The sequence below is a fragment of the Candidatus Methylomirabilota bacterium genome (assembly GCA_036001065.1).
Classification (GTDB): Bacteria; Methylomirabilota; Methylomirabilia; order Rokubacteriales; family CSP1-6; genus MNEF01.
The window spans coordinates 1-19,687 of record DASYUQ010000139.1 but is presented as its reverse complement, the minus strand read 5'-3'; the positions used below and the strand labels follow the sequence as shown (position 1 = coordinate 19,687).

Genomic DNA, 19,687 nt, shown 5'->3' with positions numbered 1-19,687 from the left:
CCCCGTGTCGTGCGGAACTGAGGCGACGGGTGTCCCCGCCGAGCTGGCGGTGGTCCGCGTCACCTGCAAGGACGTGAGCACGCCGGTGACCGCCGTCAGGCCGTTGTTGAACTGGTACATCCGGCGCGCCCGCTGCACGCGCGATCCCGTGCCCGCCTGGAAGATGTCGAGCATGGATTTCAGGTTGCCGAACGCCACCGCGAGCGCGACCGCGCGCCAGGTATTCACCGTTGCCATTTAGGCCTCCTCCATCACGCGAAGATTCTCCGCTCGGGGTTGACTCGCTCCGTGGATGCGAACGGAATCGAAACGCCATCGCCGTCGTGATCGACGAGCCGCTGGCGGATCTCGCCGCGAGTCAGCGCGCCGATCGCGCGGTTCAACTCGACCCTCCGGCCGCCCGGCGGCAGGGCCCGGTACCGGTCGATCTGCCGCGGGAGCGCCCACCGCGCGATCCGCCGAAGTTGATCCTGCTGGAGCGTCACCGGGACATCGAGGATCCACCCGTGCTCGGCGTCCCAGTGGAGGCGGTAGCCGGCGCGCATCAGCGCCTCCGCCGCGGCTGGCGGCGAACCTCGCTCACGCCCGCCTCGGCCCGCGCCCGCAGCTCGGCCTGCTGGCGATCGTCATGCTCGACCAGAAAATAGGCCCACCATTCGGCGATCTCGCGGCTCGACACGCGCCGCTGGACGTCGGCGACTGGCATGCCCAGCTCGCCCGCTAGCTTGAAGAGGAAGCGCCGCTCGGGCCGGGCTCGGAGTTTCCCGCGAGGTCCTCGATGTCCTTTTGCGTGAGACCATTGAGGCGCTGGGCCGCCTCGAACAGCCGGTCGATCGCGCGCGCGCCCTTCGCCGCCAGGGCCGCGACGTCCTCGTCCGTGAAGAGCCGCTCGCCGGCGGCGTCGACGGCGCAGAGGGCGACCAGGCGGGCGCGGAGGTTCACGCGGTTGACCTGCACGTCCTTGCCGCGCACCTGGTAGGTGCCGGCGTCGAACGCATCGCGGTCGCCGGCGGTGATGGTGCGGATGCGGACGTGGCTCCCCCACTCCGGCACCCAGACCTCTTCGGTAGGACGGTCCGAAGCCGCGAGGAGCGCGGCCCGGTCCAGATAGATCTTGTCGGCCATGGGGCCTCCTAGGTGGTGTTGCGGGTCAGCGCGACGCCGTCGGAGCCCTTGATCGTGACCTTGGTCGTCGCCATGGTGCCGACCGCATCGCTCAGCGGCGGATAGCTGTCGATGATCCCGTTTCCGCGGTACTCCGGGTTGGTGGCGCTGATCGCGGCCGTCTTCGAGCTGCGGGCCTTGATCGCCGTCTGGACGCCGACGAGGGGGAAGAGGTTGACGTCGATCTGCGCGGCGGCCCAGTCGTTGAAGAAGTCGATGTCCATCGACCAGTCCTTCAGCCCGCCCTTCCGCGCCCGGCTGGTGTTGCCCATGGCGGTCGAGTCCTGCAGCTCCGCCGAGAAGTTGAGCGTGACCTGCTTCACGTGGTCGGAGTAGTCGACCGCGTTGATGGAGACGAACGCGTCGGTGAGCACGATCGAAGCCATGAATTTCCCCCTTCGCTACAGGATTGCGATGGTCACGACGATCTCCGCGCTCCCGCTCGCGGTCCAGCCGGCCCGCCACCACGCATCGGTGATCGGCCCGGCGACCACCTGCCAATCGGTGCCCCTGGAACCGCCCAGGGCAAAGAGCACGCGTTGCGTCGGGGACACGAACCCACTCGTCGGCGCACTTTGCACATACGCCGTCCCCAGTGCGGCACCGGTGAACTGAAGCGCGGCATAGAGCTTCTGCGTGGCGCTCACGGCGCCGACGTCGAAGGCGGTACCGTTGCCATCAACGCTGACGGCGGCATTCTTGAGCAGGGTGCCCTCGACCAGCGGGTCGCCGGGCGCGCCCTCGCCGCGGACGGTGAATTTGAACATCTGGCCGACCTGGGCGCCGGGCGAGTACTCCGCGGCCACTGAGCGCAGGGTGTAGGCGGGCTCGCCCTCGACGCCGTTCGGCGAGATCGTCATCACCTTATCCGCCGCGCCGACCAGAGGAAAGAGCACCTCGTCGGCCGCATCGCCGGCGCCGGTCCCCACGTCCCAGTAGCCCTCGTGGTGGAACGCCTGGGTCTTGAGGCCGCCGCGCCGCCGTCGCCCGGTGTCGCCGAACACCGTCGCGTCCTGCAACTCGGCGCCGTAATCGAGGCCGAGCGCGTTCATGGCGCCGGACAGCTTGTAGCCGGCCAGCCACAGGACGCAATTCGTGAGGACCTGGCTCGCCATCTACGCGACCTCCACCGAGGGCTCCGATCCGGCCGCACGACGTTCCACGAGGAACGCCACCTCGTGCTCGAGATTCGTGACGAGGGCCTCGGCGGCGAGCGTGCGGAGCGCGTCGCCCTCGCGGCCTTCGAGGAGGACGCGCGGGATGGAGGGGCCGAACAGCTCCCTGATCGGCAACCACGCCCGATTCGGCTTCGGCCCACGTCTCGCCGGTGGGTAGAGATTGCTCGTGCGCTTGAAGACCCCGCGGTGGCCGCTGCGCATGGTGGCGATGAACCCGGAGGGCACCGTGCCGCGCCCTCGCCCTCCCGGGAGACGGTAGGTGACACCGCGGCCGCGCCCGCGGGACGGCTCCGGTCCCCGGGCGCCGAACGCGATCAGCGGGATCCGCTTCCCGCTCGCCCGGAGGTCGGCTTCGAGGCGGGTGCTGGTCGCGCGCGATTCGAAGAATGCCGGCCGGACGTCCTTCTGGGGGAGCGTGAGCACGGCCGCGGAGGCGCGCACCGCGGCCGTCTTCACCGTGGCGATCGTCCGGTTCATGGCGCGGGCGACCGCGCGGGGCGCCTCGGCGCCGAGCGCATCGAAGGCGCGCTCCAGATCCCGCGTGTCGACCGTGACGCGCACGTCCACGTCAGCCGGCCTCCGGAAGCCCGTACTGCTCCCAGTAGACGACGTTGGCCTCGACCTCGACGCCGGCCAGCGTCCCGCCGCTCACGCGATCCGTGACGCTCTCGCCGACGTAGGCAACGTGGGTCACGAGGCCGCCGAGCTGCTCGTCGGCGGGGAGGAAGAACGCGCGCTTGATGTCCGCCAGGATCGGCTCGACACTGTCCAGCGGATTGACCGGGTCAGCCGGCACCAGGCCCTGAATGGCCAGGGGCAGGTCGAGCAGCATCCGCCGGCCGCCTTCGCGCTTCGTGGCGCGGCCGGGAATCAGCGCGAGCACGGCGGTGCCGGAAAGCACATCGTCCGCCGTGACCTCCACCCGCCCGTGGTGCACGTGGCCGGCGGCATTCGTCCAGTACCCATTGGCGACGGAGATCTGTTCCAGGCGGGCCTTGAGCGCCGCGAGGATCTGGGTCCGCCGAGCCGGACTAGGCACGGTGCACGAGGGCTCGGCTCATCTGGCCGTCCTGCCAGATCAGCCCGTCGACGGCATAGGTGCCCGCGTCCGTGCCCTCGGAGACCGTGATCGTGGTCCCCGTCGGGATCGTCGGGACATCAGCGCGAGTGAGATCGATCGCGCGATGCTGCTCGGTCACGGTCAGGCCGTTGAGGGCCTCGGGGAACTGGGCGGCCGCGCCGGAGAGGACGATGACGATCGTGGTGACGGCGGCCTGGCCGGGCCGGGTCACCACTGCGGCGGCCCCGAACATTTTCTTCGCTGGCGCGAGATCGGGCCGGAGATCGGCCATCAGGCCGCTCCGCTCAGCTCCGGGTGCACTTGATCACGCTGCGCGGCCGGAGGCAGAGGGCCAAAGGGTTACTCTGAGTGTGCAAAGCGACAAAACGATTGAACCCGCTCGGGTCCGGCGCCTGCTTGGCGTAGATCGGGAGTCCGATCGTGTTCACCGTCTCCATGAAGTCGGCGGGCGCGTAGTGGACGACGAACAGCGACGGCGCGGCCATGGGCACCAGGTAGGCCTGATCGGTGTCGATGAAGGCCACCGACGTCCCGCCCGGGCTGACGACGGCGCCGCGGTACTCCTCCCAGATGACGCCGCCGAACGTGAAGCCGGCGTAGCGGAGATCCGCGCCCAGGACGCGGCCCTCCTGGAACTTGAAGGCGTCCGTCACGGTGGCGTGGCTCACGAGCTTGTCGAACCACGTGGCCCCGCAGAAGCCGTGCCACTCCGGGACCGCGAGGCCCCCCAGCTCGGCCTCGGCCAGGCGCTTCGCGGCGATGATGGTCCCGCGGATATCGGTGGTCGCGGTCCCGAACACGAAGTCCTTGGTCTGCTGGGTGACGTTGAACTCGGTGAAGAGGTTGTAGATCGTGCTGCCGTCGGCATCGAGGATCGTCCCCTGGACCGCGCTGATGCGGTGCCGCTCGAGCGTCACTTCGTGCATCTGCCGCAGCTCGGACAGCCGATCGTCGACCATCGCCTGGACGACCTGGACCTCCGTCTCGCTGCCGAAGGCCCGGACGTTCTGCACCTCGTCGGCGTTGACGGTGGCCTCCCGCGCCAGGTGGGGCACGGCGAAGCTCCGCAGCGTCCGCTTCGGTTGGCCGAGGGGATCGGGCGGCGCCGCGCCCCGCGGCGAGGTCTGGATCAGCGAGAGCTGCCCGCTCTTCTCCTCGACCTGCACGGTCGTCACGCTGATGCCCCGCGAGCGGAAGAGCCCCAGCTCGCCGAGGCGCATGGGGACGTAGGGGGCCTTCAAAATTGCCTCGGTGAGCGCGGCGGTGTTAAAGCCGTCAGCCCGGAACACGTCGAGGGTGGGCATGCGTTATCTCCCTTCGGTCTCGGCCAGCGGCCGGCGCCTGTTGTTGGCCTGTTCTCTCCGCGTCGCCCAGCGGCAATTACCCGGGCCGAACGCTGGACCGTACCCGCACTCGTAATTCCCATCGTTGTCGATGCGATCCAGGGTGTGCTGTGGAGACGGGCGCGGTCCCATGTCGGCGAGAAACGCCTCGAAGCTGTCGCGCCACCGAGCACACATCGTGATGCCGCGGGCACCGTACCAGGCGTAAGACTGGTGATTCGTGTTCTCGCAACGACTCTTGGCGGAGGCCCATGCCCGATATTCGGCCGAGTCCGTCAGCCCATGTGTCACCGAGAGGACCCGGTTTCGCGCACTCAAAAGCTCAGATCTCAGACACCCGCAGCTCAGACATGCCCCGCTCCTCAGGTTGCTATTACTGATGGGGCGCACCGTCCCGCAGTCACACTGACAGACCCACCGGTTGTCCTCCGCGCGCTCCAGGACCATCCAGCGCCCGAAGCGACAACCGGTCAGGTCGACACGTCTCACAGCGCGATCACCCCGCGCTTGGCGAGGTCCAGATAGGCCGATTCCTTCTGCGACGCGGTGATCGCCGCACCCCAGATCAGCGAGCCCTTCATGACTTCGGCGAATCGGCTGACGATCACGCCCGTCTTGTCGGCGGCCGAAGCGTCGACGTTGTCGTAGAGAATCCCCGCCACGTCATCGCGGCCGTCGAAGGTAGTCGGGTCCCAGGCGACGACCTTGCCGGGCGCCAGCGCCGGCGCCTGGTTGAACACGCACACGTTGAAGGCGTCCGCCACCGCGAAGTCGGTCGCGCCGTCGGTGACGGTCAGGTTCAGCTGCCGCTGGTTCGCGAGCACCCATGTCCCGCCGGCGCCGGCGACGATGAAGCCGTTGGCGATCATGTCCCCATCGGGCGAGATGACCTTGAACTCGCCACCGTTCACGACGGCCGCGATGTTCTCCACGCGGTAGGTCCCCGTCTTTGCGTCCGGCCCGAGTGACAGCCCGGAGATCGTGCCGTTGCCGGTGCCGATCACGATCGGCGCGGTCGTGCTGACGATGAAGGTGAAGGCGTCGTTCACCGCGAAGTCGGTCGAGCCGTCGGTGATCGAGAAGTTGATATGCCGACTCGTGTAGGCCGTGGTCGCGCCAGCGCCCACCGTCAGCGTGAGATTCGGGAGCGCCTTGCCGCTCGGCGCCACCAGCGAGAAGACGCCGCCGTTCGCGACGGCGGTGATGCAGGTCAGGACGTAGTTGCCGAGCTCCACTTCAGGGCCGGCGAAGACCAGCGTCGCGGTGCCGTTGCCGGTGCCGACCACGGTCGGGGTCGAGACGCGCCCCACGCCCTTGTTCACGCGGCCCACGACGGCGCCGGCCTTCAGGTTCTGACCCGAGAGCACCGTCACCGTCTCGCGGGTGTCGGCGCTCCGCTCGCCGAGCAGGAATTCGCCGGCATGCTGGCCCTCCGTGAGGGAGGCGCCGCCGGCGATGGCCGGCATCCCCGCCACGCGCCAGGCGTCCAGCCACGCCAGGCCCGCCGACCGGACCTCGCGCACACGCTGGAGGCGTGCCCACAGGGGCTTGGTCGCGATATCGACGCGGGCGAGAAGAGCCGCCAAGACGGCCAGGGCCGGCGCCGTCGAATCACTCCAGCGGGCGAATCGCTTCATAGCTCAGGCTCCTTTCAGAGCGGGGCGCGTGTTCAACGTCCGGTAGATCTCGACAACGTTGATCCGTGGACCAGGGCGCGCGGCCCCGGCATCGGGCTGGAGATGCGCGTCGATCTCGATCCGATCGAACTTGGCGCCGAGCGTGGTCAGGTGCGCCCGGACGACGGCGGCCGGAGCCTTGGCGGCGATGTAGCCCTCGGCCAGCTCGGGGAACTTCGCCGTGGCACAGAGGCCGCGGATCTCCTTCGCCTGCTGGAGGCGAGCCCGGACATCCTCGAGCGTGGCGCCCGCCCCGACGAGCTCCTCGGCCAGCTCGGGGAACCCGGCGCACTCGCGCAGGATGTCCCGGGCGTCGGCGGCGATGCGCGGTGCGGGGGTGCGCGGCGTGCGGGGATGGGAAACCCTTTTCAGCAGCGGCTCGAGTCTCGCGCGGTGCCGCTCGGGGATCTCGCCGAGCGGTCGGAGTGCCTCGGGTCGGAGGGAGGCCGTCGCCTTCACGCCCTGGACGATCTCGGTGGCGAAGCCGTTGGCGACGGCCTCCTCCGCGCTCATCCAGAACGTCTGATCCATCAGCTCCGAGATCGCCTCGACGCTCAACGGCGACACCCAGCGGTAGGTGGCCACGATCGCGTCGCGCACCTGGTCCAGGACCCCGGCCGTCTTCCGCATCTCGTCCGCCGGTCCCCACACCAGGCCGATCGGGTTGTGGATCATCATCAGCGCGTTGTCGGAGATGCGGATGGTGTCGCCCGCGCTCGTCACGATCGTGGCCGCACTGGCCGCCAGCCCCTCGACCGTCATCTCGACCACGCGCTGCTTGTCGCGGCTCTGCGCGCGCAGGGCGTTGGCGATCGCGATCGCGTCGAAGACATTCCCGCCGGGGCTGTTGACACGGACGCGGATCGTCTTCACCGCCTCGGGCAGCGCCTGAAGGTCGGTCACGAACTGCTTGGCCGTGACGCCCTCGCTCCAGAACCCGCTGCCGATCTCGTCGTAGATCAGCAGCTCGGCGACGGCGGGATCGGCCTGGGCGAGGAAGCGGTACCAGTGGCGAGCGGTCGCGCGGGCGGCGGGGGCCTTCTTCGCGTCGAGGTCGTCCAGGAGGTCGCTCGCGGCCGTTGAGATCGTGTCGTCGCCCTGCTGGCTGGCGCGAGAGGCGATGGCGCGGAGCGCGGAGCGGTAGAGCTCGGCCTTGCCTCCGGTCATCTTGCCGAACGGGTACCGCCATCGGGCCTTGGTGTCTTTGGTGGCGGCTTGGTCCTGGCCGAGGTGCCAGGAGGCGTACTTGGTCCAGTCAGGAGGGCTGCCGAGCAGCTCGTCTTCCTCGGCCGCCGAGATGCTCCACGCCGAGGTCTCGTCGACGTCGCCGCTCTGGATCAGCGCGCGCGCGTGTTCCTCGCCGGCCGCGTACAACTCGTTGGCCATTCGCCACCCCCTAAACGCAGGAGAGCCCAGGGAGGAATGCGACGCCTTGCGGGCACCGCCCCTCCCTGGGCTCTCGATGTTCGAGTTGTCCCAGGGGACTACGTGTACCTAGACCCGTACCACCTCGCCCGGCCGGCTGTCAAGAACATCGAGAGCGCCCCCGTCGTCAGGGAAACCGAGCAAGGCGAGTAAATCGCGCTCGTCCTGCACCCGGACGCGCACGTAATCGAAGACGCGCGAGGCTCGGCTTTGAACCGATCCGAGGGCCCCCGTGGCTCCGATGCCCGCCAAAGCGACGGTCGTGCTCGGAGCCGCTGTTCCTGCCGTTCCTGTCCCTAGAATGCCGGCGAGCGCCGCCGCGTACTGCAGCCGCCTCGGGACCCGGATGTTCCGACCGCGCCCGCCGACGAACGCTGTGGGTTCGACAGGTGGCGGGCCTCCGCTCGGGGCAACGGCTCCGACGTTCCCGCTGCCCACCACGCCGCTGAGAGCGAGCGCGATGTCATTCGCGGCGACCACGACGGTGCCGACGTCGCCCGTTGCCGCGACTCCGGTGAGCCCAGCGTCCCTATTCGGAAGCGATGTCCCGGAAGCGCCGGCCCCTGACACTCCAGTGACGGCGACCGAGCTACTGGGGACATCCGACCCGACCGCGCCCGTCCCGGCGATACCGGACAGGAAGACGGCGGCGCTTGGGGTGACGGCACCGACGTCACTGGGCGCGGAGGCGCCGGTCAACGCAACGGTCCTGTTCGGCACAACCGCGCCGACGGCCCCTGTCCCGGTTGCCCCGGTCAGCGCGACGGTACGGCTGGGAGCGACGGTCCCGACCGAGCCAGTCGCAGAGATGCCGACGACAGCAGCGGCGCTGCTTGGGGTGACGGTGCCGGCGGCCCCGGATGAGGCGACGCCGGAGAGCGCCAGAGCGACACTTAGCGCGACGGCCCCGACTAACCCTGTCGCCACGACTCCAGTCAGAGCGAGGGTAAGACCCCCGCTGCGTAGAATGGTCGGGTCGCTGAGCCTAACGTCACTCGGCGTCGGCTCGCCGGCGTAGAGAAATACATCCGTCATCGGGGGCCCTGCTTACGCTTGTCCCATCGAGCATGTGCCGCAGCGCTCAGCAGAGCGCATAAATTGAGGATGGTCTGACGTCAGGCGTGTGGAGCGCGCACGCTCAATCCCCGAAGGTCGCCACTATGTAGTGGCCGAGGCTCAGCGCCGTGGCGCCGTCGAGATCGCCCCAGTTGTTGATCAGGAGGCCGCCCGTGGGCGTGACGCTGGCATCGATCCCGCCCCCGGTCCAGCCCGGGGGCGGCACCGGCACCTGCGCCAGGACCGCCGCCGCGTAGGTCGACGCGACACTCATCCGCTCCTCTCCTTACGTGCCCACCAGGGTATTGACCGTTGTCCCCGCGACGTCCGGGCTCCCGGCCTTGTAGCCGACGAGGTAGTACGTATCCGACGTCGGCACCATCACCTGGTAGGCGCCGTCAGCCGCCGAGGCGCCGGAGACGCCCTCTGTCTGGTCGGCCTTGTTGTTCTCTCCGTCCGCCGTCCGGTACGGCTTCATGGTCGCGCCGGCGAGTACCGCTCCGGCGGAATCCTTCGCGGTGCCCGCGATCCGCTTCCACGCTTTCGTGCCGCCGTAGCGGACGCGCTCCTCGTAGAATGGCCTCTCCACGCGACCAACAGCGGCCCCATCACTGATCGTCGCCTGCATTCGGCTCCGTGGCCACAACACCGGCCACGTCAGGAAAGACGTGGCGAATTGCTCAGGATCAGCTCCTTGCCGGTAGGCGGCAGGTTCGATCACCATGATCGATGCGCTAAGGCCACCAATCAAGCGGGACATCACTCGTCCACGACGACCCAGACGTCAACCGCGCCCGTCGCCGAGATGTTCCAGAGCACCAGACTGCTAGAGACCGGGATCACCAGTCCGCGCGGGAAGGTCCAGACGATGCCCGCCCCGACGAGCGCCGGTAACGACGCCCGGCGGAAGACATTGAGCGGCACCGTCGGCCCGGTCGCCCACGATAGCGACCCGTTGATCGTGCTCGCGGGGTCGCCCGAATCTTCAGCTAGGAAGGCCACGTTCACCGGGGTGATGCCGATCGCCTGCGGGCGCCCGAGGCCGAACACGCTCGCCGTCGCCGCGTTGAGCGTGAGTCCGATCTCCATGATGCGCGGGCGGTCGGTCGAGGCGGTCCTGATCTCCAGGCAGGCGTTGGCAATCGTGACGTTCGTCGTGCGCTGAGAGAGAGAATAAATGGCCATTACGCAATCCGAATGAGGCCGGTCACCGCGTCGTTCACAGGCATGGTCAGCGTCAGAGTCCCCGCCGTGATGGTCTGCGCGCCGAAGGTATGCACGGACACCGCCAGTTTGCTGGCCGATGTGTCGTTGTAGATCAGCACGGCGTCGAAGGCGGTCGCCAGCGTCACGTTGGTGAATACGATCGACGCCGACGGCGTGAAGAAGGCCGTCGTCCCCGAGGTCGCCGGGGCCGTGCCGGTCGTCACGGCGACACCGCCCGCGACGTAGTTCGTCCCGGAGACTTCACCGGTCGCGTCGTAGACCGTCGTCGCCGCGCCCTTCGTCGCCGTGGTGAGATAGAGCGCCGCCTTGTAGGCGTCCTTCGTGGTGGCCGCGCGGATGACGCTCGCCCCGAAGGCGTGCAGCCCGTTCATGATGTCGGCCTTGAACTGCGTGCACATCGCTTGCGCGTTCGCCATGTCAGAATGCCTCGATCGCGCCTGACAGCGGCGGCAGCTTCTTTAGCGTGACGTGGGCTGAGCGGTGCACCAGCTCGCCGGCAAGCCAGTATTCCACCCAGGTCGTATACTCGTTGTCGTTGTCGACCTCGCCCGTCCTCTTCTCCAGCAGGGACTCATCGAGGTCGCCCTTGGTCGTGTGGATCACCGGCATGTCGCTCCTCCGTCGGCCGCTGGACTCGCCCGACCAACAGCTTCGTTTCGGGGTCGCGGATGAAGTCCTCGCGCATGGGGCGCGCCTCCGGCACGACGACGGTGATGGGCGCGTGGACCGCCGGCGCCAGCGGGGCCTGCACGATGACCGCCGGCGCGGGTCGCTCGACGGCCGCCTGCGCGAGCGCCAGCGCGGCCTGGCCCGTGTCGCTCGCAGGTGGCCCGCCGGCCGGCGCCGCCCCTTTCGCATCCACGAAGCGCGAATCGGAGTGCAGGCGGAAGCCGAGGGCGTCCGCGCGCGCGTTGTCATCCGCGATCTCCCGCTCGACCTGCCGCGCCCGCCAGCCGCGCTCCCGCACCACCTGGCTGCGCGACTTGAAGCCGGCAAGGACCATCGCGCGCTCGGCTTCCACGTCCTGCACTGGATGCAGGTACGGCCACGCCGGCGGCACCCACTCGACGCGCAGCCACGGCCGGGGATCGTCATGGAAGGCGGCCGGCACCGCGAGGGCACCCGAGATGACCGCCGCGTTGACGAAGGCGGTCCAGACCGGGCGGTTCAGCGCGAAGGCGACGATGTGGTGCTGGCGCTGCTCGACGCGCCGGCGGAACTCGTTGAGGATCACCCGCACCGTCCGATCGTTCACGGCGCGGAGATCGCCGGTGAGGACCTCGTAGGGCACGTCCGCGGCAACGGCGGCGCCCATGAGCTGCGCCCGCATGAAGTCCGCGTACCCGGCGGCGTCGGGCGGCTCGGAGAAGTCGACCTCTTCGCCCGGGTTCAGCTCCTGGAACAGGCCGGGCTCGAGCCCGATCAGTCCATGCCCGGCGTCGTCGCGCTCGATCGCCTGACCGGTCAGCGGGTCGACCTCGGCGTCCGGCGTCGGACCGCCGCGCTTGAGGAAGCCCACGAACAGGTTCGCGAGCTTCTGCCGGACGAGCGTCGCATCGTCGTACTGGTCGAGATCGTAGAGCTTCAGCAGCGCCTGCGTGAGCTGGGGCACGCCGCGGATCTGGCCCGCGCGGAGCGGGTCGTAGAGGTGGATCACGCTATCGGCCGGCACCGGCACGAGCTCGGAGCTTGGAATGTCGGTGAAGTCGCTTGGGCGTCGGCGATAGAACCAGTAGGCGGCGCGCCGGCCGAGCGGATCGAACTCGATCCCGGCCCGGATCACGTTGCCAAGACTCCCGACGGTCGAGTAGTTCTCCGGGCAGAGCTCCGGCTCGAGCAGCTGGAGTTGGAGCGGCACCGCAAGCCCGTCCTTGGCGAGCCGGGGCCGGAGGCGGACGAACATCTCGCCGCCCTCGAGCCAGCCACGGACGGCGAGGGCCTGGAGCCCGTAGAGATCCAGCCTGCCATCCGCGTCGGCCTCATCGGTCCAGTCGAGCCAGAGCTGCTCGACGCGCTCCTGGAAGTTCTGATCGGGCGCGAGGGATTGCGGCTCGATCCCGGTCCCGATCAGGTTCGACACGAGGCGATCGACGGCCGTCCGCGCGTAGCCGTCCGTCCGGACGCCCGCCCGCGAGCGGGCGCGCAAGAGACTCAGGCTCGGAAGCGTGCTGTCGTTTGGTCCGAGCGTGCTCGAAAACCAGCCCCTCGCGCGCCGGCCCTGGGTAGCGGCGGGATACATGGCGGCTTGATTTTTGATCGGCGGCGCGAGGGCCGTGCCGAGGCGCTGGAGCGTTCGGCCGAGCGCGGCGAGCATGCTCAGGTCCCCTTGCTCGAGGTCCCGATCCACTGCCGGGGCCGCGCTGGCGTCGTCGCGGCGGCTAGGTCCGCTTCGACCATCGCGAGTGCTTGGCGCATTTCCTCGACCGAGCGATACGCAACCGAGCGATCTGCGTAGGTGACGCTCTTCTCGCCCTTCGCTATGGCTACTCGGAGCGCGTCCGCGTCCGCTTGCGTGAAGGCCACGTCCGTCTACTCCAGATCCTCGGCGTAGACAAGAACGCCCTGCGCCCGGAGGCGGATGACGAGATCCTCGGCCAGCGTCGGCGGGGCCAGACCCTCGGGCCCGGCTCGCTCGCGCGCCTCCGCGATGAGGCCGCTCAATCGCGCGGCGAACTCATCGGCGCGCTCGAACACGACGACGATTCGGAGCTCACCGGATGCCACCTACCCGACCTTCTCGAACGCGGCCGCTTCGCCGTATTCGATCGTGGGCACGACCTGCACGCCGTGGCCCACGTCGGCGCGGTAGATCACGGACGGCGCCGCGATGCACGCGATGCTCAGGTTGCAGGTCTCCGCGCCAGGCGTGATGGAGAGCACCTTCCCGATGATCTCGTGCCCGATGTTGTAGCCACGGCCGCGCACGACGTCGCCGACGTTCGCTTCAGTCCCATCTCGGTAATGCGGCATCTCGATCCTCCTCAACGCAAGAAGCCCCGGGAGGACGAGCGCCATCCGGCGCGCCCTCCCGAGGCTTCGGAGTTTCCGAGTGTCCTCAGGCCAGCTCTGACCGAGAGCATACCGCCCCGACCCGGGCTGCGGCAACGGATCATTTCGGCGGCGGCTTTGACCCACGCTCTGGGTCACGCGCTGGGTATTTAGGATCGGCCGTGATCCTCTTCCCCCAGAAACTCGTTCATCGCGAAAAGCGCATCGACGAGTGCCATCGGTCCATGCGCGCTCGGGGTCGCTCCACGGCTGGCCACGAAGTAGAAGCCGTCGTCGCGCTCTTCCACGCGAGCGATCTCTCCGTCCCTATCGGAGTGCCGCTCGATCACCCTCGCCGCCATGGTTTCCCTCGTTCTCGGCGCCTTGCGCGCCGATCCCCTTCTGGAGTGTACCGCAGCAGTGGGATCACTTCGACGGCGGCTCCGGCGGCACCAGCACCGTCTGCTCGATGTTCACGTTGCTGATCCCGCCCTTGAACACGTTGAGCCGGATCTGGCCGCACCACTCTCGCGGGAGGACTCGCCGAGCGACCGCGACAATGGCGAAGAGCCAGAGTGGAGGCGCGCCCGCTGGTGGCGCGGCTGGGGCGCGGCGGGGCCGGCTCATTAAGCCAGGTACCGGCTGCGCGTGAAGCGGCGCCCACCGATGCGCCCCGCCATAGCGGGCGTCGCCGGGCCCGGCACCGTGAACGGCGAGGCTTCGGGCACCGGCGTCGTCGTCTCGCTCGGCGCGCTCGGTGCCGGCGCGGCCGCCCGGAGCCGGTGGGCCATCGCCTCGAGGCGCGGATTCAGGAGGCGGAGGGCGGCCAGCGCGTACGTCGCGCAGTCGAGCATCTCGTTCCGAGTCCGCGTCTTCACCCACGCCGTCGTCGGCACGCCCTTGTGCCAGCGCGTGACCAGCCGTTCGCTCGTCAGCTGCGCCGCCAATTCCTCGTCGGCCCAGTCCGCATGCGGGAGGTGGACGTACCCCCGCCCCCGCTCCGTCAGCCGCAGGCGCCCGACCAGCAACCCCTTGGCGGCATCGACGCCGATCGTGTAGAGCGGGACCGCGCGCTGGCCGCGGCCCCATCGGCGCGGCGCCGGCGACGACACCAGCGGGCGTTGCCCCTCGCGGCCGATGATCGCGTAGACCCGCCGCGCCGCCTGGCGGGCGCAGTAGTCGTAGACGAGCGTCGTGCGGTGGCCGCCGGAGTCGATGCAGGTCGCCAGGACGCGGAGCCGGAGGCCGGAGGCGTGCCGGTATTCGGCCTCGAGCACCTCGTCGAGCATCCGCCACGGCTCCGGCTGCGACGTGTCGCCCGGGAGCGTCTGCCGGTCGACGAGCCAGGCCTCCTCGCCTGGGCCCCAGCCGATCACGAGCAGCTCCAGGCGGTCGTCCTGCACGTCCGCGCCCATCGTGAGACAGCAGGCTGCGGCCGGCACGTCCACATCGACGCCGTAGGCCTCGCGCCGTAGCAGGAGCGAGGACGGCTCGGCGCCCTCACCGTCGTCGGGCTCGACCGGCTCACCGAGCGTCGTGTTCTGCCAGGCGTGCATCTCCGAGCGGTCCCCGGCCTTCTGCGCCGCCCGCGCACGCAGGAACCCGGAGACGATCTCGGCGAGTGACGAGAGCGGCGAGTACGCTTCCCAGAGATGGAACGACACGATCGCGCGCTCGCGGCGATCCGGCTGCCCCGCGCGCCACTCGCCGCGCGCGAGGATCGCGACCCGCTCGGCATCGCCGAACGCCGCGCCGCAGGCCGGGCAGACCAGGTGGGCCGTCTCGGGATCGTCGTTCTCCCACCGGACGTTGGCCCAGGTGAGCGGATGCAGCACGCCGCACGCGGGACACGGGACGTGGAAATGCCGCTGGTCGCCGCGCCGGAACCACGTGTCGATGGGCGCCCCGCGCAGCGTGGGCGAGCTGAGCATCAGGACCCGCCGCCGGCGGCGATACGCGGAGGTCCGCTTGAGCGCGATGGAGATCGTGTTGCCCTCGCCCGGCAGCTCGGGCGGATAGCGGTCGATCTCGTCGAGCACGAGCAGACGCCGGGAGCGCGCGGCCAGCGAGGCGGCGCTGTTGGCCCCACCAATGGCGAGGTCGCCGCCGCGGAAGATCTTGGTGAGGGTCGTATTGCTCCCGTGCTTCGCGCGCGCCTTCGCCACGCGCTCTTTCAGGGCTGGGCTCGCCTCGATGACCGGGTTCAGCCGATTGCGCGCGAAGTCCTTCGCCATCGGGTCGACGGTCGGCTCGACGACCATGATCGGGCACGGGTCGTGGGCGATGTGATACGCCACGACGCAGACGGCCGCCGATGTTTTCCCCACCTGCGAACTCGCCCGGAGCACGGCGATCTCGACCCCAGGCTCGTGGAACGCGTCGAGGACGCCGCGCAGATAGGGCGTGAAGCTCGTCTGCCAGTGCGTCCCCGCCAGCGGCCCCGTCGTCACGATGATCTCGCGGTCGGCGAACTCGGAGACGGTCAGCTCGGGCGGCGGCGGAAAGACGGACGCGCAGACTTCGCGATCGAGCGCCTGGACCGGGCTCACGGCCGTCACAGCGCTTGCCCTGCCAACTCGAGGAGTGCCTCGCGGACGGCCTCGGCAAGGACGCACTCCACACCGGCGAGCCCGTCCAGGGTCCCGGCGCGATGCACGCGGTCGGCCAGCGTGGTCGGCCAGGCGAGGAGCTTGGCCCGGATCGCCGCCGCCCGCTGCTCCATCACGCGCTTGACTTCGTCGCGCGGGAGCAGCTCGCGCGCGCGCGATTGGTGCGTCTGCTCCGTCAGGGCCGCTTGCGCCCGCTCCTTGCGGGCCCGCTCGAGTTCGAGACTGACCGCCGCGCCCGGCGTGCGCGCGGCCGCCTCCTTCGCGGCCCGCCAGGCCTCGACCACGGCGAGATCATAGCGCGACGGACGTCCGCGAGCGCCTCGCTGCGCGATCGGCATGCCATCCCGCTCCCAACGCGTCACGCTCTGCATGTGGACAGCTAGCTTCGTGGCGAGCTCCCGGCGGGTGAGGAGCTTGGTCTTCGGCGGGCGACGACGGGGTGCCATCAGCCGAGGAGCCGGAGTTGGCTGGCGCAGGGCCGCTCTCGCTTCGCGCTGTTGCAGCCGAAGTGCGCGAGTTGCAGATTGCGCGCCTCATGGACGCCGCCGGCGACCACGGGAACGATGTGATCGAGCGTCGCCGAGCGTGGATGAGGGGGCGTGAATCGACGACCGACCGGACCGCAGCACAGCCCGCAGCGCCCCCGGTCGCGGGCGTAGATCGACCAGAGCGAGAGATGCGCTTTCGCGAGTCCGCGTCGCCTGGCGTGCTTGGCCCGACTCTTCGCCTGACGCGCGCAGGCCTTGGGCCAGTAGACCTGTCCCGCGTTCCTCGTCGGGAACTCGAGCAGACAATTCGGGCACCGCTTCCAGATTCTCGGTCGTGCCGTGGCGGCGGAAGCCCGCGCCACGGCCTTCTCGATGGCCGCCAATGACCAGCGCGGACAGTGGCCACACTTCGACAGTGCGTGCGCCACTGGGCTGCCGTTCTCGCGGAACCAGGGCATGAAAATTCGGCCACATCCGCAGATGTCCAGCAGACGGAGGCGAGCGCAGAGCCGGCAGACTTTCCGCGCCGTCGTGATCCGGAGGCCGCAGGAACGGCAGGCCGCGACAGGACGGCGCCAGCGGACTCGGCCGCAACCCTTACGGCAGCGCCTGCGCTTTCGGCCGAGGAACTCCTTTCCGCAGCCAGCGCAGACCCACGCGCGATTTCGATTTCGATCTTTCTCTCGAACCTGCGCAGCCCTTGATGAAGCTAGATTCATGCAGCGCGGTGAGCAGTATTTCCGCCGTCCTGACCGCTGGCGCCCGCCAGCGCGCAGCCTCGCTGGCGGCATCTTCCCGCCGCACGCCGCACACAGATGGTTAGCCGTTAGCTCTAAATGTCCTGTAACTAGTGGAAATACCTCGCGCCTTCGCTTTCCCGCTTGTGGCCTCTCTTGCAGGGGCCCCCGAATCGATGACCGGCTCATCCTCGTGTTCTCTTCGGCGCCGCCTTCTCCCTCGCCAGCTCCGCCGTCAACGCCTCCAACCGCGCCCGATCCTCCTCTGCCGTCAGGCCACGCCGCTGGGGCTGCCCGTCCGTCCCAACCTCGCCCTCCGTCCGCTGGTGCCCCTCCGAATCCAGTGCGAGAGCACTCCGGATCGAGGCACGGTCTGATCGGGCGGCTAACATGTTATCCACACCGTCCACCGGCTCTACTACTTCGGTCTCGAGGTTCTTCGGTCTCGGTCTCGGTCTCGGTCTCGGAGCGCCAGAGCCTTCCTGGTCTTCAGAGGGTCTTGCGAGGGTCTCTGTAGGGTCTTGGAAGGGTCTTGTGATTCGGTAGTAATCGCAGAACCTTAGAACGATCGGAAGCCGAGGAAGGGCGGCAATAGCTCGCTCGACACCTTTTCGGTGCTTCGGATCGGCCAGGCGGATATTGGGGTCATACCGCAGCCCGTTCCGGATCCAGACAACGACGCCCTCGCGCTCGATCCAGCGCCCGGCGGCTGAAGTCGGTGTCGACTCGAGCTCGCGGAGGGCTGTCTCAAGGGTTCCCGGGTCGTAGCCGGTCTGAATGCAGAGGAGAGCGGGGTAGTGACGGAACATCGACGAGGCGTTGTTCTGCGCGCACAGCCGAAGGGTCAACAAGACGTGGCGGCTGGTGGGGGTGAGCTGCTGGAAATCAGGGTCGTCGAATAAGGAGCAGTAGACGCCGCGGTACAGGCCGCGGTAGTAGACCTCCTGGCCCTCGGGCGCGCGAGGGACGATCTCAGTTCCGCCCCAACACGATGACCAACGTGAGCGTCAGCGGCCCCACCGTGATCGGCACCGGGAAGGGGACCACGAAGTACGGCAGCACCGCCGGCCTCGCGGCGAGCAGCTCAGCGACGGTCAGCACGGCGAGAACTCCTCAAGTGCGGTCGAGTAGGCAAGCCTCAGCGGATGTCTCGGCGCGCCGGCCTTGGTCCGTCCGAGGCACTGGAGGCGCACATGCCAGAACCGGAGCAGGTCGAGCACTTCGGTGTCACGGCCCCACATCGAGCCGTGCGCGCCCCACGCCGCGATGACTGCTTTCACGCCTGCGCCGCGCGCATGCCGACCGAGCCACTCGTCGTTTTGCGGGCCCACCGCGTCGTTCTGACGGAGCGCCAAGAGACGCCGTGGGTTCGTGGCGCGGTACGCGAAGAGATTGACGACGATGATCCCGCCGAGACCCCAAGCTCGCGTGAAACCGATGCACCGGCGAATGGTCGCGTCGTCCTGTTCGGCATCGGCCGTGCTCGGGTTGAGCATGATCCAGACCGCACGGCCAGCCATCAGCTTCCATATGCGCTCCAAGGCGTAGCGATAACGACCGGTCTCGTCGATCACCGCGTCAGTCGCCACCCAACTCATCGCCCCGCCCACCGCTTCACCTCGGGCCGGGCGAGGAGGGCGCGAGCCTCGTCCCACATCTTGTGTGGGTGATCGGTGAGCTTCTCGCATGCGTCGATGGTTACTAAAACGCGTTCGAGGGCGAGCACCACCTCCCGCATCGTCTCCAGCGCGGCGCCGGGGGAAGAGGCGAGGGCGGTAATAGCTGTCTCGATCTCCTCCCTCCATGTCGGCCCCACGTACTTGAAACCGTGGTTCGCCTTGAAGAGGATCGCGTCGTGTGCGTAGGGCTCAATCTGCCTCACCTTGATGACGAGCTGTTGGAGCGCCCCCCGCATCGCCGCGAGGTCGGCCTCCAGGGCGGAGATCCGAGCCCGCATGTCGTCAAGAACCGTCGGCGTCGTCAACGCCCAGCCGTCCTCATGCGTGATCGCCTCGAGGCCCGAGTCCTTGAGCGCATCGAAGAATCCCCGCACATCCCACGCTTCCTTCTGAGCCTCGTATCCGCGCGCCTCGTCCCGCTCCCGCTCCGCCTCGGCCAGCTTCGCCTGGAGTCTGTACACTTCGTTCTGTACACGGTTGGTCGCGGAGTGAGCCGCGCTCACGTCAAGGCTAAGATCCTCGATGTGTTCCTTTTCGTGGGCATCCTTCTCTGCGAGAGCACGGGTGACCTCGGCCTCGGCGAACGCTGCCAGGATCTGATACGTGCTCCCGAGGAAGCCGTCCTCGTTCTTGAGAAAGTGTCGAGCCCTCCACTCCAGTACCTCTCGCCTCTCGTCACTCATGCTTCCCCTCCCTCCCGAGGGCGAATCTTCTCGCTTTTGCGTAGTTCCTTCACGCGGACCCGCGCATGACGCGCGCAGAACGTCCCCTGCGTGGCGTTGTAGGTGTTGAACACTTCCTCGGTCGCCCGCGCTCCGCAAATCGGCTCATCACACGTAGTCTTGAACGGCCTAGAATGGGCGCTCACGATTCTGAGCCGAGGGCGGCGTCGTGGGCTCCGGCGTCCAGACGTACTTCTTCGCGCGGCGCCCGCGGTGCTTCCAGCGGCAGCAGGGGCCGGTCCTGGCGTACGGGCCGCCGAGGAACGGCCGGTGGCAGTCGCCGCAGCTGCGCTGGGTCTTTGGGGCTGCGGCAG

The 19,687-nt window shown here is 68.9% G+C and carries 28 protein-coding genes; all 28 read right to left on the bottom strand.

The window, feature by feature from the left end; translation table 11 throughout:
- The coding region (locus tag VGV13_13825; protein HEV8642174.1) for a hypothetical protein at positions 1-237 on the bottom strand (237 nt) is incomplete at its 3' end.
- Between the two features lie 14 nt (positions 238-251).
- A complete protein-coding gene (locus VGV13_13820) occupies positions 252-545 on the bottom strand; it encodes a hypothetical protein (GenBank protein HEV8642173.1) in 294 nt (97 codons plus the stop codon).
- A complete protein-coding gene (locus tag VGV13_13815; protein HEV8642172.1) occupies positions 545-706 on the bottom strand; it encodes a hypothetical protein in 162 nt (53 codons plus the stop codon). Before VGV13_13815 ends, VGV13_13820 begins: the two co-directional genes overlap by 1 nt.
- Positions 707-720: 14 nt before the next feature.
- Positions 721-1,125: a hypothetical protein gene (locus VGV13_13810; GenBank protein HEV8642171.1), complete on the bottom strand. Its 405-nt coding sequence runs from the start codon at positions 1,123-1,125 to the stop codon at positions 721-723.
- Between the two features lie 8 nt (positions 1,126-1,133).
- On the bottom strand, positions 1,134-1,550 hold the full coding sequence (locus VGV13_13805; GenBank protein ID HEV8642170.1) for a radical SAM protein: 417 nt from the start codon (positions 1,548-1,550) through the stop codon (positions 1,134-1,136).
- A gap of 15 nt (positions 1,551-1,565) precedes the next feature.
- Positions 1,566-2,279 (bottom strand): hypothetical protein, encoded by a 714-nt coding sequence (locus VGV13_13800; GenBank protein HEV8642169.1) that lies wholly within the window; start codon positions 2,277-2,279, stop codon positions 1,566-1,568.
- On the bottom strand, positions 2,280-2,909 hold the full coding sequence (locus VGV13_13795; protein ID HEV8642168.1) for a phage tail protein: 630 nt from the start codon (positions 2,907-2,909) through the stop codon (positions 2,280-2,282).
- Position 2,910: 1 nt separating this feature from the next.
- Complete coding sequence (locus VGV13_13790; GenBank protein HEV8642167.1) at positions 2,911-3,381, bottom strand: hypothetical protein; 471 nt, start codon at positions 3,379-3,381, stop codon at positions 2,911-2,913.
- On the bottom strand, positions 3,374-3,694 hold the full coding sequence (locus VGV13_13785) for a hypothetical protein (protein HEV8642166.1): 321 nt from the start codon (positions 3,692-3,694) through the stop codon (positions 3,374-3,376). Before VGV13_13785 ends, VGV13_13790 begins: the two co-directional genes overlap by 8 nt.
- A gap of 13 nt (positions 3,695-3,707) precedes the next feature.
- Positions 3,708-4,727 (bottom strand): major capsid protein, encoded by a 1,020-nt coding sequence (locus VGV13_13780; GenBank protein ID HEV8642165.1) that lies wholly within the window; start codon positions 4,725-4,727, stop codon positions 3,708-3,710.
- 524 nt (positions 4,728-5,251) lie between these two features.
- Positions 5,252-6,403, bottom strand: a complete 1,152-nt coding sequence (locus VGV13_13775) for a head decoration protein (GenBank protein HEV8642164.1) — start codon at positions 6,401-6,403, stop codon at positions 5,252-5,254.
- Positions 6,404-6,406: 3 nt separating this feature from the next.
- The gene (locus VGV13_13770) at positions 6,407-7,828 is read right to left on the bottom strand and encodes a head maturation protease, ClpP-related (protein ID HEV8642163.1); all 1,422 of its coding nucleotides are present in this window, start codon (positions 7,826-7,828) and stop codon (positions 6,407-6,409) included.
- Positions 7,829-7,936: 108 nt separating this feature from the next.
- Complete coding sequence (locus VGV13_13765; GenBank protein HEV8642162.1) at positions 7,937-8,902, bottom strand: hypothetical protein; 966 nt, start codon at positions 8,900-8,902, stop codon at positions 7,937-7,939.
- Between the two features lie 103 nt (positions 8,903-9,005).
- A complete protein-coding gene (locus tag VGV13_13760) occupies positions 9,006-9,197 on the bottom strand; it encodes a hypothetical protein (GenBank protein ID HEV8642161.1) in 192 nt (63 codons plus the stop codon).
- A gap of 12 nt (positions 9,198-9,209) precedes the next feature.
- On the bottom strand, positions 9,210-9,683 hold the full coding sequence (locus VGV13_13755) for a hypothetical protein (protein ID HEV8642160.1): 474 nt from the start codon (positions 9,681-9,683) through the stop codon (positions 9,210-9,212).
- Complete coding sequence (locus VGV13_13750; GenBank protein HEV8642159.1) at positions 9,683-10,108, bottom strand: hypothetical protein; 426 nt, start codon at positions 10,106-10,108, stop codon at positions 9,683-9,685. The genes VGV13_13755 and VGV13_13750 overlap by 1 nt, the downstream gene beginning before the upstream one ends.
- Positions 10,108-10,566 carry a hypothetical protein gene (locus VGV13_13745; protein ID HEV8642158.1) on the bottom strand — a complete coding sequence of 153 codons (459 nt, stop codon included), beginning with the start codon at positions 10,564-10,566 and terminating at the stop codon, positions 10,108-10,110. The genes VGV13_13750 and VGV13_13745 overlap by 1 nt, the downstream gene beginning before the upstream one ends.
- Position 10,567: 1 nt before the next feature.
- The gene (locus VGV13_13740; protein HEV8642157.1) at positions 10,568-10,759 is read right to left on the bottom strand and encodes a hypothetical protein; all 192 of its coding nucleotides are present in this window, start codon (positions 10,757-10,759) and stop codon (positions 10,568-10,570) included.
- Positions 10,722-12,464, bottom strand: coding sequence for a phage portal protein (locus VGV13_13735; GenBank protein HEV8642156.1), 1,743 nt, complete (start codon positions 12,462-12,464; stop codon positions 10,722-10,724). The genes VGV13_13740 and VGV13_13735 overlap by 38 nt, the downstream gene beginning before the upstream one ends.
- A gap of 215 nt (positions 12,465-12,679) precedes the next feature.
- Complete coding sequence (locus tag VGV13_13730) at positions 12,680-12,874, bottom strand: hypothetical protein (GenBank protein ID HEV8642155.1); 195 nt, start codon at positions 12,872-12,874, stop codon at positions 12,680-12,682.
- Positions 12,875-13,120 carry a hypothetical protein gene (locus VGV13_13725; GenBank protein HEV8642154.1) on the bottom strand — a complete coding sequence of 82 codons (246 nt, stop codon included), beginning with the start codon at positions 13,118-13,120 and terminating at the stop codon, positions 12,875-12,877.
- Positions 13,121-13,308: 188 nt separating this feature from the next.
- On the bottom strand, positions 13,309-13,500 hold the full coding sequence (locus VGV13_13720) for a hypothetical protein (protein ID HEV8642153.1): 192 nt from the start codon (positions 13,498-13,500) through the stop codon (positions 13,309-13,311).
- Between the two features lie 64 nt (positions 13,501-13,564).
- Positions 13,565-13,765 (bottom strand): hypothetical protein, encoded by a 201-nt coding sequence (locus VGV13_13715; protein HEV8642152.1) that lies wholly within the window; start codon positions 13,763-13,765, stop codon positions 13,565-13,567.
- On the bottom strand, positions 13,765-15,687 hold the full coding sequence (locus VGV13_13710) for a terminase gpA endonuclease subunit (GenBank protein ID HEV8642151.1): 1,923 nt from the start codon (positions 15,685-15,687) through the stop codon (positions 13,765-13,767). The genes VGV13_13715 and VGV13_13710 overlap by 1 nt, the downstream gene beginning before the upstream one ends.
- A gap of 5 nt (positions 15,688-15,692) precedes the next feature.
- The gene (locus VGV13_13705; protein HEV8642150.1) at positions 15,693-16,193 is read right to left on the bottom strand and encodes a terminase small subunit; all 501 of its coding nucleotides are present in this window, start codon (positions 16,191-16,193) and stop codon (positions 15,693-15,695) included.
- A gap of 1,751 nt (positions 16,194-17,944) precedes the next feature.
- Positions 17,945-18,073, bottom strand: coding sequence for a hypothetical protein (locus VGV13_13700; GenBank protein HEV8642149.1), 129 nt, complete (start codon positions 18,071-18,073; stop codon positions 17,945-17,947).
- On the bottom strand, positions 18,067-18,570 hold the full coding sequence (locus tag VGV13_13695; GenBank protein HEV8642148.1) for a DUF1643 domain-containing protein: 504 nt from the start codon (positions 18,568-18,570) through the stop codon (positions 18,067-18,069). The genes VGV13_13700 and VGV13_13695 overlap by 7 nt, the downstream gene beginning before the upstream one ends.
- On the bottom strand, positions 18,567-19,334 hold the full coding sequence (locus tag VGV13_13690; protein HEV8642147.1) for a hypothetical protein: 768 nt from the start codon (positions 19,332-19,334) through the stop codon (positions 18,567-18,569). Before VGV13_13690 ends, VGV13_13695 begins: the two co-directional genes overlap by 4 nt.
- Positions 19,335-19,687 lie beyond the last annotated feature (353 nt).

Coding starts and splice junctions, on each gene's coding strand:
- VGV13_13740 (HEV8642157.1), bottom strand. CDS start 10,759: ATGCCGGTGATCCACACGACCAAGGGCGACCTCGATGAGTCCCTGCTG.
- VGV13_13770 (HEV8642163.1), bottom strand. CDS start 7,828: ATGGCCAACGAGTTGTACGCGGCCGGCGAGGAACACGCGCGCGCGCTG.
- VGV13_13765 (HEV8642162.1), bottom strand. CDS start 8,902: ATGACGGATGTATTTCTCTACGCCGGCGAGCCGACGCCGAGTGACGTT.
- VGV13_13705 (HEV8642150.1), bottom strand. CDS start 16,193: ATGGCACCCCGTCGTCGCCCGCCGAAGACCAAGCTCCTCACCCGCCGG.
- VGV13_13725 (HEV8642154.1), bottom strand. CDS start 13,120: ATGCCGCATTACCGAGATGGGACTGAAGCGAACGTCGGCGACGTCGTG.
- VGV13_13690 (HEV8642147.1), bottom strand. CDS start 19,334: ATGAGTGACGAGAGGCGAGAGGTACTGGAGTGGAGGGCTCGACACTTT.
- VGV13_13775 (HEV8642164.1), bottom strand. CDS start 6,403: ATGAAGCGATTCGCCCGCTGGAGTGATTCGACGGCGCCGGCCCTGGCC.
- VGV13_13810 (HEV8642171.1), bottom strand. CDS start 1,125: ATGGCCGACAAGATCTATCTGGACCGGGCCGCGCTCCTCGCGGCTTCG.
- VGV13_13720 (HEV8642153.1), bottom strand. CDS start 13,500: ATGGCGGCGAGGGTGATCGAGCGGCACTCCGATAGGGACGGAGAGATC.
- VGV13_13785 (HEV8642166.1), bottom strand. CDS start 3,694: ATGGCCGATCTCCGGCCCGATCTCGCGCCAGCGAAGAAAATGTTCGGG.
- VGV13_13755 (HEV8642160.1), bottom strand. CDS start 9,683: ATGTCCCGCTTGATTGGTGGCCTTAGCGCATCGATCATGGTGATCGAA.
- VGV13_13695 (HEV8642148.1), bottom strand. CDS start 18,570: ATGAGTTGGGTGGCGACTGACGCGGTGATCGACGAGACCGGTCGTTAT.
- VGV13_13715 (HEV8642152.1), bottom strand. CDS start 13,765: ATGAGCCGGCCCCGCCGCGCCCCAGCCGCGCCACCAGCGGGCGCGCCT.
- VGV13_13805 (HEV8642170.1), bottom strand. CDS start 1,550: ATGGCTTCGATCGTGCTCACCGACGCGTTCGTCTCCATCAACGCGGTC.
- VGV13_13815 (HEV8642172.1), bottom strand. CDS start 706: ATGCCAGTCGCCGACGTCCAGCGGCGCGTGTCGAGCCGCGAGATCGCC.
- VGV13_13745 (HEV8642158.1), bottom strand. CDS start 10,566: ATGGCGAACGCGCAAGCGATGTGCACGCAGTTCAAGGCCGACATCATG.
- VGV13_13735 (HEV8642156.1), bottom strand. CDS start 12,464: ATGCTCGCCGCGCTCGGCCGAACGCTCCAGCGCCTCGGCACGGCCCTC.
- VGV13_13760 (HEV8642161.1), bottom strand. CDS start 9,197: ATGAGTGTCGCGTCGACCTACGCGGCGGCGGTCCTGGCGCAGGTGCCG.
- VGV13_13780 (HEV8642165.1), bottom strand. CDS start 4,727: ATGCCCACCCTCGACGTGTTCCGGGCTGACGGCTTTAACACCGCCGCG.
- VGV13_13820 (HEV8642173.1), bottom strand. CDS start 545: ATGCGCGCCGGCTACCGCCTCCACTGGGACGCCGAGCACGGGTGGATC.
- VGV13_13800 (HEV8642169.1), bottom strand. CDS start 2,279: ATGGCGAGCCAGGTCCTCACGAATTGCGTCCTGTGGCTGGCCGGCTAC.
- VGV13_13750 (HEV8642159.1), bottom strand. CDS start 10,108: ATGGCCATTTATTCTCTCTCTCAGCGCACGACGAACGTCACGATTGCC.